Annotated in this window: 14 protein-coding genes; 9 read left to right on the top strand and 5 right to left on the bottom strand. The window is 72.0% G+C overall.

What is annotated here, in order from left to right:
- Window positions 1-23 precede the first annotated feature (23 nt).
- Together dacB and O7634_RS15310 are read right to left on the bottom strand one after the other, a co-directional pair.
- Window positions 24-1,607: a D-alanyl-D-alanine carboxypeptidase/D-alanyl-D-alanine-endopeptidase gene (dacB, locus tag O7634_RS15305; protein WP_278150797.1), complete on the bottom strand. Its 1,584-nt coding sequence runs from the start codon at window positions 1,605-1,607 to the stop codon at window positions 24-26.
- Window positions 1,608-1,674: 67 nt separating this feature from the next.
- Window positions 1,675-2,391 (bottom strand): aquaporin, encoded by a 717-nt coding sequence (locus O7634_RS15310; protein ID WP_278150798.1) that lies wholly within the window; start codon window positions 2,389-2,391, stop codon window positions 1,675-1,677.
- Window positions 2,392-2,477: 86 nt separating this feature from the next.
- On the opposite strand from O7634_RS15310, the gene O7634_RS15315 reads away from it, so the two are divergent.
- Complete coding sequence (locus O7634_RS15315) at window positions 2,478-3,569, top strand: NAD(P)-binding domain-containing protein (protein WP_278150799.1); 1,092 nt, start codon at window positions 2,478-2,480, stop codon at window positions 3,567-3,569.
- A 196-nt stretch (window positions 3,570-3,765) separates the two neighbouring features.
- On the top strand, window positions 3,766-4,047 hold the full coding sequence (locus O7634_RS15320) for an adhesin (RefSeq protein ID WP_278150800.1): 282 nt from the start codon (window positions 3,766-3,768) through the stop codon (window positions 4,045-4,047).
- Between the two features lie 6 nt (window positions 4,048-4,053).
- Here the strand turns inward: O7634_RS15320 and O7634_RS15325 are convergent, their stop codons facing one another.
- Complete coding sequence (locus tag O7634_RS15325; RefSeq protein ID WP_278150801.1) at window positions 4,054-5,118, bottom strand: hypothetical protein; 1,065 nt, start codon at window positions 5,116-5,118, stop codon at window positions 4,054-4,056.
- Window positions 5,119-5,209: 91 nt separating this feature from the next.
- On the opposite strand from O7634_RS15325, the gene O7634_RS15330 reads away from it, so the two are divergent.
- From O7634_RS15330 to O7634_RS15345, 4 genes are all read left to right on the top strand, one after another.
- A complete protein-coding gene (locus O7634_RS15330; protein ID WP_278150802.1) occupies window positions 5,210-6,088 on the top strand; it encodes a sulfotransferase domain-containing protein in 879 nt (292 codons plus the stop codon).
- 541 nt (window positions 6,089-6,629) lie between these two features.
- The gene (locus O7634_RS15335) at window positions 6,630-7,022 is read left to right on the top strand and encodes a cupin domain-containing protein (protein WP_278150803.1); all 393 of its coding nucleotides are present in this window, start codon (window positions 6,630-6,632) and stop codon (window positions 7,020-7,022) included.
- Window positions 7,023-7,070: 48 nt separating this feature from the next.
- Complete coding sequence (locus O7634_RS15340; protein ID WP_278150804.1) at window positions 7,071-8,870, top strand: glycoside hydrolase family 15 protein; 1,800 nt, start codon at window positions 7,071-7,073, stop codon at window positions 8,868-8,870.
- Between the two features lie 241 nt (window positions 8,871-9,111).
- Window positions 9,112-10,488 (top strand): pectate lyase, encoded by a 1,377-nt coding sequence (locus O7634_RS15345; protein WP_278150805.1) that lies wholly within the window; start codon window positions 9,112-9,114, stop codon window positions 10,486-10,488.
- A 52-nt stretch (window positions 10,489-10,540) separates the two neighbouring features.
- Here O7634_RS15345 and O7634_RS15350 read toward each other — a convergent pair whose 3' ends face one another.
- Together O7634_RS15350 and O7634_RS15355 are read right to left on the bottom strand one after the other, a co-directional pair.
- Window positions 10,541-11,731, bottom strand: coding sequence for a threonine synthase (locus tag O7634_RS15350; protein WP_278150806.1), 1,191 nt, complete (start codon window positions 11,729-11,731; stop codon window positions 10,541-10,543).
- Window positions 11,732-11,746: 15 nt separating this feature from the next.
- On the bottom strand, window positions 11,747-12,796 hold the full coding sequence (locus O7634_RS15355; protein WP_278150807.1) for a DNA polymerase ligase N-terminal domain-containing protein: 1,050 nt from the start codon (window positions 12,794-12,796) through the stop codon (window positions 11,747-11,749).
- 94 nt (window positions 12,797-12,890) lie between these two features.
- On the opposite strand from O7634_RS15355, the gene O7634_RS15360 reads away from it, so the two are divergent.
- The 3 genes from O7634_RS15360 to O7634_RS15370 all read left to right on the top strand — a co-directional run bounded on the left by O7634_RS15360 (window position 12,891) and on the right by O7634_RS15370 (window position 14,954).
- Window positions 12,891-13,679, top strand: a complete 789-nt coding sequence (locus tag O7634_RS15360; protein ID WP_278150808.1) for an aldo/keto reductase — start codon at window positions 12,891-12,893, stop codon at window positions 13,677-13,679.
- A 124-nt stretch (window positions 13,680-13,803) separates the two neighbouring features.
- Window positions 13,804-13,989 carry a hypothetical protein gene (locus O7634_RS15365; RefSeq protein ID WP_278150809.1) on the top strand — a complete coding sequence of 62 codons (186 nt, stop codon included), beginning with the start codon at window positions 13,804-13,806 and terminating at the stop codon, window positions 13,987-13,989.
- Window positions 13,989-14,954, top strand: a complete 966-nt coding sequence (locus tag O7634_RS15370; protein ID WP_278150810.1) for an N-acetylmuramoyl-L-alanine amidase — start codon at window positions 13,989-13,991, stop codon at window positions 14,952-14,954. The genes O7634_RS15365 and O7634_RS15370 overlap by 1 nt, the downstream gene beginning before the upstream one ends.
- Window positions 14,955-14,970 lie beyond the last annotated feature (16 nt).

The following is a 14,970-nucleotide window of genomic DNA, read 5'->3' on the forward strand; positions in this document are numbered from 1 at the left end:
CGGGCGCGCCTCCCGACCGTCGCTCAGCAGGTGATCGGCTTGACCCAGGCGCACTCGACACCCTCGGGGGTCCGGGGGATCTCCGGTACGACCGGCGAGGCCTTCCGCGCCGTCGCCGTGTCGTCGTCACGGTGCCCGGCGAGCGCCACGGCGATCTGGTCCTCGAGCGGCTTGACCGACGCGGTCAGGTAGTTGTTCAACAGGATCGAGAACGCCAGCAGCCGGCCGTCGGCGGTGGTGACGTAGCCGGAGAGCCCGGAGACGCCGGTCAGGCTGCCGGTCTTGGCGTGCACGTTGCCCGCCGCCGGTGTGCCGGCCATCCGGCTGCGCAGGGTGCCGCCGACGAACCGTTCCGGCTGCCCGGCGATCGGCAACGCCGCGTACCAGGTGCCGAACCACGGTTCGGCGCGTACGGCGCGCAGCAGGTCGACGAACTCCGCCGCCGGGATCAGGTTGCGCCGGGAGAGCCCGGACCCGTCGCGCTGACGCAGAAGGCTGGTGTCCATCCCGGTGTCGGCGACGTACTCGCTGATCGCGGTGAGCCCGGCCGACCAGGTCCCCGATCCGGAGAGGACCCGGCCGATCTCCTTGGTCAACACCTCGGCGTGCCCGTTGTTGGAGAGCTTGAGAAACGGCGTCATCAGCTCGCCGAGGGTCATCGAGTCGTGCCGCGCCACCGGCTGGGCCGTCTCCGGTGTGGGCTGGCCGAGCACGGTCCGGCCGAGGACGCGGACGCCGTGCCGGCGCAGCGCCGCCCGGAACACGTCGGCCGCGTAGCCGGTGGGCTCCCAGACGGTCACCCAGTCGCTGGTCGGCTCGTCGCCGACGGCGATCTGGCCGGTCACCACGACGGTGTTGTCGCCGTGGCCGCGTTCGATCGAGATCGAGGTCTCGCCCGTGCTGACCGTCTCGGCGCGGTTGTCGATCCGGAGGTACCCGGTGGGCGGCGTGGTGGTGACCAGCGGCCGTACGCCGGCCCGGTCGGCCGGTGCGGCGTGCACGATCACCGTGCCGGCGTCGAAGTCCGTGTCCGGGGCGACGGTCAGCGCCGAGACCTGGGCGGCGTAGTAGTAGGGCTCGTCGTCCCAGGTCCAGTCGGGGCCCAGCCGGGTGCGGTCGTAGCGGGTGTCGTCGGCGACGAGGTTGCCGGTCACCACCCGTACGCCGTCTGCGGCGACCTGCGCGGCGAGCGCGTCGTAGTCGGTGGCGAGCATTGTCGGGTCACCGCCCCCGCGCAGGTAGAGGTTGCCGGAGAGCAGGCCGGCACGCCGCTTGCCGCTGGCCTGGACGTCGGTGGTGAACCGGTGGCCCGGTCCGAGCAGTTCGAGGGCCGCCGTCGAGGTCAGCAGCTTGGTGTTGGAGGCCGGGACCAGTCGCCGGTCGCCGTTGCGGTCGTAGAGCGTCTGCCCGGTGCTGGTGTCGACCACGACCACCGATGCCTGCGCGCCGGCCAGCCGGCTGTCGGCGAGGATCGTGTCGATGGTGGCGTGCAGTCGGGTCGTCGCGGGACTGGGCGACTCGGCCGTGGCGCCGGGCGCGGCGGCGGTGGTCGCGGTGGCGACCAGGGCGAGCAGCGCGAGGGCCCGGGGGAAGTGACGGCGATGCATGCGCTGATGCTGCCATGGAGATATTCGCCGGAAAAGGACCTTGCACGAAAGAAATTTCCGCCCGCCGTCAGGTCGGCCTGCCCACCGACTTCTCGTGCCCGCCCCAGTAGTGCCGTTGCGCCCCCATCACCAGTGGCGCGACGAGCGCGGCGAGCGCTCCGCCGAGCAGCGGGAAGACGATGAACACCCAGAGCTGCCGCAGGGCCACGCCACCCTCGAAGACCGCCGGGCCGAAGGCGCGGGCCGGATTGACGGCGGCGCCGGTGAGCGTCACGCCCACGAGTTGCGTGGCGGCGAGCGCCAACCCGATGGCCACGCCGGCCGTGCCCGGATTCTCGCTCCGACTCGTCACCACCAGCACGACGAGCACGAACAGGAAGGTCAGCACGAGTTCCAGCACGGCGGCCCCGCCCCGGTTGATGTGCGCGCCGTACCCGTTCGTGCCCAGCGCCCCGGTCTGGTCCACGACGTCACCCCACCGGGTCAGCGCCCAGAGTCCGAAGGCGGCCACCGTCGCGCCGACGAACTGCGCGATCCAGTACGCCACGGCGCCGAGCACAGTGATCTTCCCGGAGAGCAGCACACCCAGCGTCACGGCCGGGTTGACATGGCTGCCGGAGAGCGGGCCGATCGTGTAGACGAGGGCGAGCAGCACGAACCCGAAGGCCAACGCCACCACCACGACCCCGCCCTGCACCCGCGCGGTGACGGCGCTGCCCACGCCGAAGAACACCAGCAGCAGGGTGCCGAGGAACTCCGACGCGTACCGGCGAAAGTCGCTCATGTGCTCAGCGTAAGCGCAGGTCAGGAGGTAGTTGGCCAAAGTCTGTGATCGGCGCGACGGCGGTGGTCGGGCACACGTCGTACCCGATGAGCGTTGCACCCGACGTGCACACCCACTCCGCGGACGTCGTGGTCATCGGCGCCGATCAGGCCGGTCTGAGCGCCGGCTACCACCTGCGCCGCACCGGCTTCGCCCCCGGCAGCGGCTTCGTCATCCTCGACGGCGACGCCGGGCCGGGCGGCGCCTGGCAGCACCGCTGGCCGACGCTCGTCTTCGACCGGGTGCACGGCTTCCACGATCTGCCCGGACTGCCCTTCCCACCCGTCGAGCCGCAGCGCCCCGCCGCCGAGCAGGTGAGCGCCTACTTCGCCGCGTACGAGCGGGCCTTCGACCTGCCGGTGCGCCGGCCGGTCCGGGTCAGCGCGGTGCGCTCCCGCGCGGACCGGCGGCTGGACGTGGAAACCGACCAGGGCCGGTGGACGGCGCGTGCCCTGATCAACGCCACCGGCACCTGGACCCGGCCGTTCTGGCCGCACTACCCGGGCCGGTCGTCGTTCCGGGGCCGACAGCTGCACACCGCCGACTACCGGGGGCCTGCCGAGTTCGCCGGTCTCCGCGTGGTGGTCGTCGGAGGCGGGACCTCGGCGGTCCAGTTGCTCGGCGAGATCTCCACCGTCGCGGCGGCGACCACCTGGGTGACCCGCCGACCGCCGCGATTCCGGGACGAGGAGTTCGGCCCCGAGTTGGGCCGGGAGGCGGTGGCCCGGGTGGACGAGGCGGTCCGGGCCGGCCGCCCGCCGGGCAGCGTCGTGGGTGTGACCGGACTGCCGGTCACCCCCGAGGTACGCCGACTGCGCGCCCAGGGCGTCCTCGACCGGCTACCCATGTTCGACCGGATCACACCCGACGGGGTGACCTGGTCGGACGGGCGCTCGGTGCCGGCGGACGTGATCCTCTGGTGCACCGGGTTCCGGGCGGCCATCGACCATCTCGCCCCCCTGGGACTGCGCGGGCCCGGTGGCGGGATCACCATGGACGGCACCCGAGTCGTCGCCGACGAGCGGGTACACCTGGTGGGTTACGGCCCGTCGGCGAGCACCATCGGCGCCAACCGGGCCGGCCGCGCCGCCGTGAACGATATTCGCGCCTGGCTGACCCCGGCCGCAGCTCTCCACTGACCTGGCTCTATTTGACGGATGGCCGGCCAGCGGGCACGGTGGGAGTGACGGGGCCGTCAGCTGCCCCGATATCGATGCGACGGCGACGATGGCCGTACGCCCCTCCCGCCGCCTCGCACGTGTGCTCGTACGCGGCCAACTGTCCGGTCCGCGCGGTGTCCGACCGCGAGCCGAGAATCCACGAGGAGTTCCGCCCATGCTCACCATGACCGACAACGCCGTGCTCGTCATCCGTGACCTCGCCAACCAGCAGGACGTCGCGCAGGACGGTGGGGTGCGGATCGCCGCCGACACCGAGGCGGGCTCGCTGACAGTGGAGTTGGTGTCCGAGCCGGTACAGGGTGACCGGGTGGTGGACAACCAGGGCGCCCGCATCTTCCTGGACGAGGACGCCGCCCAGTTGCTCGGCGACGCGTCGGTGGACGCCACAGTCGACGACGAGGGCATCATCCAGTTCGGCTTCACCGAGAAGCAGTAGAAGCCCTCAGCGCAACGATCGTCCCCGCTGCGGCCCCTGCCCGGGGTGCCGTCTCGGGGCGCCCTCCGCGGCTGGGTGCAGGAGCGTGGCCAGCACGTACGCCAGGTGGTGCGACGTGCTCCACGCCGTCCAGTTCGCGGCCGAGCCGGCACCGGCGCCCCGACGGGCCCGGCGCAGCAACTCGTGGTCGCCCCAGGAGAAGCTGGCGCCCGTACTCGGCCAGTGCGGCGCTGACACCAGCGTGCGGCACAGGTCGGCGAACCGTTCGTCGCCCCGGCCGCCGCGCCGCGCCCAGCGGTAGACCCACCAACTGTCGTCGTCGGTGTAGCGCACCGTCGGCAACCGGTCGCCCGGATCACCGGCGCCGGACACGGCCGGGTGCACCCCGTAGTCGCCGTAGTCGACCCCGGCGTCGGCCAGTCGCCGCCAGAGCTGCCAGTCCCAGCGGTCCAGCCGGACCGGCTCGTCGGTGGGCAACCGGGACAGCGTCGGCGGCATCCCGCCGGCCGCCACCGTCACCGATCGCCAGGCGTGCCGGCGGGCCCAGTCGAGCAGGCGGCGGACCCGGGGCTCGACGGACCGCACGTCCGCCGGGCAACACACGTCCGCCGCGTCCACCAGCAGGTCACACTCCTCCGGAGCGAGCGAGGTGAACCGCCAGATCCGTTCCACGGCCGTGGTACTGGCGTCCGGGCCGGCCCGGTCCCGGGCGGCCCGCAGCCGGATGAGCGCCCGCCTGCCGTACGCCCGCGCCGCCGCGCCGTGCGCCACCAGCCGATGGTCGCCCTCCGCGAGCCCGATGACCGGCTGCACGGGTACGCCCCAACGGGTCAGCTCCGCCTCGGGGCTGTCGGGGAGCGCGCTGACGTCGACGGCCGGCATCAGCCCGGGCGGCAGCCGGCGCAGAGCGTCCACAAGGGACCGTTCCTTCGCGCCGACCTCGAGGACCGGGGCGACGAGTGGCGCGGACGTGGGATCGAGATGGCTCAGGGCCTCCAGCTCGCCTCGTCGGCTCGCGAGGATGGGGCGGTAGACCGGTTGCGCCGCCCGGCCCCCGTGGGCGGGCACCATACTTCAATCTAGCCAGGTATAACGGCGGGTCCCACTGATGTGGGTCGGAATTCGGCTGCCCGACTGTCGGTTGGGCGACTACGATCCTCCGATGCTCGCGCCAGCCCACCGTTACCGATCCGACGACGAGGACAGCGCACGCTGGATCGGCTTCCCGTTCCGCCCCGGTGACATCGTGATCAGCACCCGGTCCAAGAGCGGCACCACCTGGATGCAGATGATCTGCGCGGTCCTGGTGCTGGGCACCGCCGACCTTCCGGCGCCGTTGACCGAGCTGTCGCCCTGGCTGGACTGGCTGGTCGAGCCACGGGACACCGTGTACGAGCGGCTCGCCGCGCAGCCGCACCGACGGTTCATCAAGACGCACACCCCGCTGGACGGGGTGCCGATGGATCCGCAGGTCAACTACGTGGTGGTGGCCCGGCACCCGCTGGACATGGCCGTCTCCCTCTATCACCAGGCGGGCAACCTGGACCGGGCCCGCCTCGCCGAGCTGACCGGCCAACCCGCGCCGACCGAACCGCCCCGACCGCGCCCGCCGCTGGAAGAGTGGCTGCCAGGCTGGATCCACCGGGAGACCGACCCCCGCGCCGAGCTGGATTCGCTGCCCGGGGTGCTGCTGCACCTGAATGACGCCTGGGCTCGTCGCCATGAGCCGAACGTCGCGCTGGTGCACTACGACGACCTGCTGACCGATCTGGGAGGCGAGATGCGCCGGCTCGCCGACCGGTGGGGGTTGCCGGCGCCGGGGCCGGAGCTGGTCGAGGCAGCCACCTTCGGCCGCATGCGGGAACGCGCCGACCGGCTCGCACCGGACCGGCTCGGCGTGTTCCGGGACCGACAGGCGTTCTTCCGCCAGGGCGGCTCAGGCCAGGGCCGAAGCCTGCTGAACGAGACGGCTCTCGCCCACTACGAGACACGAGCGCGAACGCTGGCCCCACCAGACCTGCTCACCTGGCTACATCGCTAAACCCCGAACCCTCCCCGCGCCCGGCACGCCACCCTCTCTCTCCGCGCCGATCTTGCACGTTCGGTCGGCGTTTCGCGTGGGACATCCCTTATGCGGGGACAGGAAGTGCAAGATCGCGGGGGTGGGGGTGGGTCGGGCATGAGCGCGCGGCGCCGTTTCGACTGGTGTCGTCACGTCGCCGCGCTCTGGCCGTCTCCCACCATCGCAGCCGTTCGGCGGTACGCCAGCGGGGACCTGGCTCGACCGGCCATACCGGTCGGTCGGAAGTGACGATCCCCGGTGGGCGCGGATCCAAACCCGCCGACCGCGGCAAGTTCCACCATCTGCGTGTCACGGCGTATGCCCCGGCTGTGGACGGGCCATCCGGGCCGCACCGGTCGGTGATCCACTCGAGTTCCTTGAAATCGCGGTGTCCAGGCGTGATTGATGCCGCGACTTCAGGAAAGTCGAGTCGATCAAGAAGCCTGCGACAGCCGGGATGGGCTGCGCCGCAGGGAGCGTCCCGGCGTGGCGCGGGGTGTGACGGGGTATGAGCGGGGGCATGGAGCATTTCACTATCGCTACGGTCGCCGAGCAGAGCCCGGATTTCCGGCGGGTGCTCTGGACCGGTGAGCACACCCAGTTGGTGATCATGACCATCCCCGCCGGCGGTGAGATCGGCGAGGAGGTGCACGAGGGCATCGACCAGATCCTGACCTTCGTCAGCGGTGTCGGCGAGGCCCGGGTGGCCGGGGAGAAGCAGGAGGTCGTCGCGGGCGACCTGGTTGTGGTTCCGGCCGGCACCAAGCACAACTTCGTCAACACCGGGCCCAACCCGCTGGTGCTGTACACCGTCTACGGGCCGCCGGAGCACGCCGACCAGGCCGTACACCGGACCAAGGAGGAGGCGGACGCGGCCGAGGAGGCGGGCGAGGACGAGCCACCGACGCAGTGATCCGTCCGGCGGCTGTCTGATCCGGGCCGTTGCGGGTACCCGCGGCGGGTGGAGCAGCAGCCGCCGATCTCCGACTACGGGTTCCTCTCGGACTCCCGTTCCGGTGCGCTGGTCGGCAAGGACGGTTCGGTCGACTGGTGGTGTCCGGCCCGGTTCGACGGCGCGTCCGTGTTCGGGCGTCTGCTCGACCCGTCCGGCGGGCACTTTCGGTTGGCCCCGGTCGGGGTCGGCGGTCCACGGTTTCGGGTGGAGCGCTCCTACCGACCGGATTCGTTGGTGCTGCGGACCGTGCACCACACGCCGGACGGCAGCGTGGCGGTCACCGACGCCCTCGCCGCCGAGATGGGCGCCCGCGCGCACGAGTTGGGCAAGAACTCGCCCGCCGTACTGGTTCGGGTGGTGGAGGGATTGTCCGGGCGGGTGCGGATGGCCCTCGACTTCGCGCCCCGCCCGGAGTACGGCCTGCTCACGCCGTATCTGCACAAGCAGCCGGATGGCGGGGTGCTGGCCGGCGCCGGCCCGGTGGTGCTGGTGCTCCGGGCCAACGGTCTGGATCTGCGGCCGGACGCCGACCGGGTGACCCACGAGTTCGAGGTCTCCTCCGGTCAGGTGATCGGGATCGACGTGGCCTTCGGTGAGGCGTACGGCACTCCACCGGCCCGGCTGGACCCGCTGGTCGCCCTCGACGAGACGACGCGGGCGTGGCAGGCGTTCCGGCAGATGCACAGGTACACGGGCCGCTACCCGGAGCTGGTCCGACACAGCACGACGGTCCTGACCGGTCTCACGTACGCCCGCAGCGGCGCGGTGGCCGCCGCGCTGACCTCCTCGTTGCCGGAGCAGATCGGCGGCGACCGGAACTACGACTACCGCTACTCGTGGTTGCGCGACTTCTCGTTGACGATGCGCGCGCTCTGGGTGGCGGCCTGCCCGGACGAGACGTCCCGGCTGTTCGCCTGGGTGAGCCGTTCGATCGGCCGGTTCGGGGACGAACCGGTGCCGGTGCTGTTCGGGCTGGAGGGCGAGCGTGACCTGTCCGAGCACCACTGCACCCACCTGCGGGGATACCGCGACAGTGGGCCGGTGCGGGCGGGCAACGACGCCTGGCGGCAGCGGCAGCTCGACGTGCCGGGTGAGGTGATGTCGGCGGTGTGGCGGCTGCGCGACCACCTCGGTACGGAGTTCGAGGGCGAGTTGCGGGAGATGGTGCTGGGGCTGACCGAGCAGGTGGCGGCGACCTGGCACCTTCCCGACCGGGGCATCTGGGAGACCCGCGAGGAGGAGCGGCACTACGTCTCGTCGAAGGTGTCCTGCTGGCTGGCGATGGACCGGGCGGTGGGGCTGGCCGACCGGCTCGGTGAGCGGGGCGACCCGCAGCGCTGGGGCCGGGTACGCGACGAGATCCGCGAGACCGTCCTGCGGGAGGGGTGGAACGACCGGATCGGGGCGTTCACCGGCGCCTTCGGGTCGGCGGAGCTGGACGCCTCGGTGCTCGCGTTGCCGGTGGCGCGCTTCCTGCCGGCCACCGACCCGCGGATGCGGTCCACCATCGCGATGGTCGAGCGGGACCTGGGCACCGAGAGCGGGCTGCTGCGCCGCTGGACGACGGACCCGGCCGGCTTCCTGCTCTGCTCGTTCTGGCTGGTGGAGTGCCTGGTCATGGCGGGCGAGCGGGAGCGGGCCGCGGCGCTGTTCGAGCGTGTCGCCGGGTACGGCAACGACGTGGGTCTGTTCAGCGAGCAGATCGACCTGGTCACCGGTGCGCAGCTCGGCAACACCCCGCAGGCGCTCTCGCACATCGGACTGATCAACGCGGCCTGGCGGTTGACCGAGCCGGACAGCTTCTGAGCGGCGTCGAATCCTGCAACAGACCTGCAAACGCAAGGCATTGACGGTGATGGTTGGCCGGTCCTAGCCTCGAAGAGTCGGGAAAGCCCTTTCCCCCACGGCTTTGTTCCCGCTTCGCCCCGCTTCGAACCCGGGCTTCCGGCGGGGACGCACACCGATCCCGCGCTGCACAGCACGCCGTCCCGGCGTGTCCCCGTGCGGTGGCGGTGGATCACCACCACACGCGTCAAGGAGGACACCTGTGCAGAAAAGAAGACTCCCCGGTCGCCGACCGCTCCTACTGGCGGTCGGCGCCGTCCTGACCACCGCGGCCCTCGCCGCCGGCATGACCTCGGCCTTCGCGGCCACCGTCTTCAGCGACACCTTCGACGACGGCAACACCTCCGGCTGGTCCAAGTCCGGCGGCACCTGGGCGGTCGACGGCTCGGGCGTGCTCAACCAGTCCAACGCCGGCAGTGAGCTGGCGCGGCAGTTCGCCGGCGACACCGGCTGGACCAACTACTCGGTGCAGGCCCGGGTCCGGCCGGTGCGCTTCGGCTCGTCCAGCGCGTTGGTCGGGATCGCCGCCCGGTCGACCAGCAGCACCAAGATGTACCGGCTCGCCCTGCTCGGCTCCGGGCGCGCCGAGTTGCAGGCGGTCAACGGCAGCTCCGTCACCGCGATCGGCTCGGCGTCGCTGGGTATCGGCACCGGCACCTGGCACACGGTGCGCATCGAGACCAGCGGCAGCACCGTCCGCGGCTTCGTCAACGGCACGCAGATCGCCTCCGGCAGCAACAGCCTGGCCGGCGCGGGTCGGATCGGCCTGGTCACCGCGTACGCCAGTGGTGGTTTCGACGACGTGCTCGTCGACTCGGCCGGTGGTGGCGACCCGACCACCCCGCCGCCGACCACCCCACCGCCGACCACCCCACCGCCGACCACCCCACCACCGACCAGCCCGCCGCCGTCGGGCTGGCCGACGCCCACGAGCAACCAGAAGGTGGACGCGACGATTCCGGTGTCCGGCACCTTCGACGGTGGACTCAAGCGCTACTACGGCATCGGTGACGGCGGGCAGAGCGAGAGCCAGGACCCGATGTTCGAACTGGCGGCCGGCGCGACCCTGCGCAACGTGATCATCGGCGCTCCGGCCGGCGACGGCGTGCACTGCGAGGGCAACTGCACCCTGATCAACGTCTGGTGGGAGGACGTCGGCGAGGACGCCGCCACCCTCCGGGGCGGCACCACGTACACCGTCGATGGTGGCGGCGCCCGCGCGGCCAGCGACAAGGTCTTCCAGCACAACGGCTCGGGCACCGTCCACATCAGGAACTTCCGGGTGGAGAACGCCGGGAAGCTCTACCGGGCCTGCGGCAACTGCTCCACGTCGTACCAGCGGCACGTGGTGATCGACAACGTGACCGCCCGGGACGTCGACGCGATCGCCGGCATCAACACCAACTGGGGCGACACCGCCCGGTTCAGCCGGATCACCATCGTCGACGATCCGGGTCGGGAGACCTCGATCTGCGTCAAGTACAAGGGCGTGCCGAAGGGCAGCGAGCCGACCGTCGTCGGCGAGGGCGCCGACGGCGTCAACTGTCTCTACTCGCCCTCCGACATCACGTACCGGTAGACCGGCGCCAGGACACCCCGCGGGCCGCGCGGCCCGCGGGGTGCTCGCCGTCTCAGGCCGACACGGGTACGCCGGACACGTCGACGGTGTCCGGATACTTCAGCCCGGCGCCGGTGTTGAGCACCACCACCCGCTCGCCGGCCCGGATCCATCCGCCGGCGCGCAGGTGTCGTGCCGCGGTCAGACAGGCGGCCCCCTCCGGGCAGAGCAGCAGCCCCTCCCGGGCGGCGAAGTCCCGCAGGTCGGCCAGGATCTCCGCGTCGTCGACGGCGATCGCGGTGCCGGAGGACTCCCGTAACGCCGTCAGGATCAGCTCGTCGCCCAGCGGCGCCGGCACGGTGATGCCGAACGCCACTGTGTGCGCGTCCGCCCACGGCTCGGCCCGGTCCTCGCCCGCGGCGAACGCCCGCACGATCGGCGCGCACCCGGTGGACTGCACCGCCACCAGCCGGGGCAGCTTGTCGCCGATCCAGCCCAGCTCGCGCAGCTCGTGCATCGCCTTGTGGATGCCGATCAGGCCGACACCGCCACCGGTCGGATAGATGATCACGTCGGGCGCCTGCCAGCCGAGCTGCTCGGCGATCTCGTACCCCATGGTCTTCTTGCCCTCCAGCCGGTAGGGCTCGCGCAGCGTGCCGGCGTCGAAGATCGCACCGTTCGACTCCGCGATCAGCTCCGCGACCCGCCGGCCGGCGTCGCTGATCAGCCCGTCGATCAGGCGCAGATCGGCGCCGGCGGCCACGCACTCGCGCCGGCAGATGCTGGGCGCGGCCAGCGGCATCACGATCGTCGCGCCCATGCCGGCTCGGGCGGCGTAGGTGGCCCAGGCCGACCCGGCGTTGCCGTTGGTGGGCATCGCGATCCGCTCGACCCCCAGCTCACGGGCCCGGCTCACGCCCACCGCCGCCCCGCGCGCCTTGAACGAGCCGGTCGGGACCAACCCCTCGTCCTTGACCATCAGGTCCGCCACACCGATCTCCGCGCCGTACGCCGGGGCGCGCAACAGCGGGGTCCAGCCCTCGCCGAGGGTCGTGACGTGCCGCGGGTCGGCGACCGGCAGCAGCTCCCGGTAGCGCCACAGGTCGGCCGGGCGTAGCGGGAAGCGTTCCGGGGTGACCGTCTGCGCCACGGCCGCCAGGTCGTAGCGGGCGAAAAGGGGCGAGCCGCACTCGCAGAGGTTGTGCGGTTCGTCGGCCGGGTACGTCCGGCCACAGCGTGGGCAGTCCAGGTGGGTCAGGTACAACGTCGCTCCTCGCCGTCAGGCCGCGTCGATGCTGAGCCAGTGCCGGCTGCGCCGCCCCGGCTCGTAGACCGAGTCCAGTCGCTTGGCGAGCACGCCCGGTAGGCCCTGCTCCTGCCCGGCGCGCAGGGCCTCGTCGCCCGCGCCCGGGAACCACGGCGGAGTCTGCCAGTGCGTACCCGCCAAGGCCAGCCCATCGAGCAGCTCCCGGCGTTGCGCGTACGGCACGTCGACGCTGCTCACCCCCTCCAGCCAGAGCAGGTCGACGACCAGGTACTGCGCGCCGCCGGGGACCCTGCCGCCGGTGGCCGGTCGGATCGGGCGGACCCGACCGGCGTCGTCGATGCGCACCAGCACACCGTCGAGCACGGCCTCGGTGGGCGCGAGCGCCTCGGCCATCGCGCGCAGCCACGGGTACCCGCCGGTGATCTCCTGGTCGTCCTCGGAGAGCAGTCGTAGTCGCCCGCCGGAGACGTACGCCATCGCGCGGACCCCGTCCCAGCGCAGCTCGTACCCCCACCTCGCGACGTCGCGCGGCAGTCCGGCGGCGGGCGTGGCACGCATCGGGCGGACCAACTCGGGCATCGGCGTCCAGCCCGGGGGCGCGGGATCGGTGCGGCGGATCATCCAGTCCCGCCCGCCGGTGGCGAACAGCGCGTACCGGCCCTCGGTGCGCTCGCCGGTGAGCGTCACGATGACCTCGTCGTCGCGCCACTTCTCGCACCGGTAGGTGCCCCGGTCGTGGATGACCATCCGGCCGCCGCCGTACTCGCCGGCCGGGATCTCGCCGGCGAAGTCGAGGTACTCCATCGGGTGGTCCTCGGTGTGCACCGCGAGGTGGTTGCGACCCGGATCGCGGGGCAGGCCGCGCGGCACCGCCCAGGACGCGAGCACCCCCTCGTGCTCCAGGCGCAGGTCCCAGTGCAGGCTGCGGGCGTGGTGCTGCTGGATGACGAAGCGGGCGGTGTCGCCGTCGGCGTCGGCTGCCGGAGGGCTCCCGGTCGGCACGGGCTCGGGCGTACGGGCCGCGTCGCGCCGTCGCCGGTACTCCTCAAGCCGGTCGCTCACACCCGCATTCTCCGGCAAACCGGACCTGCGCGCTGGCGGCCGGAGTGTCCGGTTCGCTCGGCGGTCGGCGGCCCGGCGGGGTAGAACGGACCTCATGGACCTCACCGACCAGCCCACCGTCCAGCTCCCCGGCGACGTGCGGATGCCACTGCTCGGCTTCGGCACCTGGCAGGCGACCGGCCGGGCGGGCTACGACGCCGTGCTCGCCGCGCTCGACACCGGCTACCGGCACCTCGACACCGCCACCGTGTACGGCAACGAGCGGGAGGTCGGCCGCGCGTTGCGGGAGAGCGGGCTGCGCCGGGAGGACGTCTTCATCACCACCAAGCTCCCGCCGAACCGGGTGGGCCAGGAGCGCGCGACGCTGGAGGCCAGCCTGGAGGCGCTCGGCGTCGAGCACATCGACCTCTGGCTGATCCACTGGCCGCCGTCGTCGCCGACGGACAGCATTCCGCTCTGGCGGGAGCTGCTGGCCGCGCGCAACGACAACCTGACCCGGGCGGTGGGCGTCAGCAACTACAGCACCGCCCAGATCGACGAGTTGATCCAGTCGACCGAGGAGAACCCGGCGGTCAACCAGATCGAGTGGAGCCCGGCGCTGTACGACCGACAGCGGCACCTCGAACACCGGGACCGGGGTGTGGTGCTGGAGGGGTACAGCCCGTTCAAGACCAGCGACCTCAGCGATCCGGTGTTGGCCCGGGTCGCTGCCGCGCACGGCGTCTCGCCAGCGCAGGTGGTGCTGCGCTGGCACATCGACCACGAGATCGTGGCGATTCCGAAGTCGGTGACGCCGGAGCGGATCACCGCCAACTTCGACGTCTTCCACTTCTCGCTGACCGCCGAGGAGATGCGCGACATCGACGCGCTGGGCACGGCCTGAATCGGCGAATTCCTTCAGTGCATGACTCTGTGGTGAAGGGTATCGACATCGACGCATGTGACGGTATAGCGTCCGACAGCACGAACGTCGATCCGTTCGAACCCGTCGTCGCTGGAGGACCGCCATGGCCCGACCACCGTCCATCCGTCTGCGCCGCCGTGGGGTGCTCGGCATCCCCGCCCTGGTGGCCGCCGCCCTGACCGTCGTGGCCCGGCCAGCTCCGGCGAGTGCCGCAGCGGCCCGGCCCGCCCCGGCGGACGCCGCGCCGAAAGCCCCGGAGTGCCTCGCCGACCTGCTGAAGGACGCCTGATGGCGACCATTCCCTGGCTGGTGGACGTGCTGCGCGGCGCCGGGGTCCAGGTCGTCGTCGAGGGTGACTGGCTCAACCGGATGCGACCCGGCTCCTTCGACCCGATCGGGGTGCTCTGGCACCACACCGCGTCGACCTCCAGCGCCAGCAACCCGCACCCGGCGCTGGGCATCTGCATCAACGGCCGCTCCGACCTTCCCGGGCCGCTGTGCCAGGCGCTCGTCGACTACCACGGTGTCTTCCACGTCATCTCCGCCGGCCGCTGCAACCACGCCGGCGTCAGCGGAGGCAGCGGTCCGATCCCGTCCGGCGACGGCAACACCCTGATGATCGGCTGGGAGATCGACTACAACGGCGTCAGCCAGGAGATGACCGCCGCGCAGTACGACGCGTCGCTGGCCGCCACCGCCGCCGTGCTCACCCGCCTGGGCCGGGACAGCAGCTACGCCCGGGGGCACCGGGAGACCAGCACCACCGGCAAGATCGACCCGTCCTTCATCGACCTGAACGTGATGCGCGCCGACGTGGCGGCACGGATGGCCGGCGGCGGTACGGCATGGACCTCCATCGTGGACAACACCACCGCCGGTCGGTTCACCGCCAGCGCCAACTGGGGTGTGTCGTCCTTCTCCAGCCAGCGCTACGGCGCCGACTACCGGTACGCCGACCCGGTCGCCGCCAGCGACCCCGCCTGGTACCGGTTCAACGTGCCGGCGACCGGCAGCTACCGGGTCGAGGCGTGGTGGCCGACGAACACCGGCTACAACAGCGCCACCCCGTACATCATCGCGACCAGCACCGGCAACCGGACGGTGTACGTGGACCAGCGGGTGACCGGCGGGCAGTGGCGGGTCCTCGGCACGTTCACCCTGCCGGCCGGGGACGCCAACCGGGTGGCGGTCAGCAGGTGGAGCAACGCCACCGGCCTGGTCATCGCCGACGCCGTACGCCTCACCCGGGTCTGACCGCCCCAAAGCGGCG

The sequence above is a fragment of the Micromonospora sp. WMMD1120 genome, from assembly GCF_029626235.1.
GTDB lineage: Bacteria > Actinomycetota > Actinomycetes > Mycobacteriales > Micromonosporaceae > Micromonospora.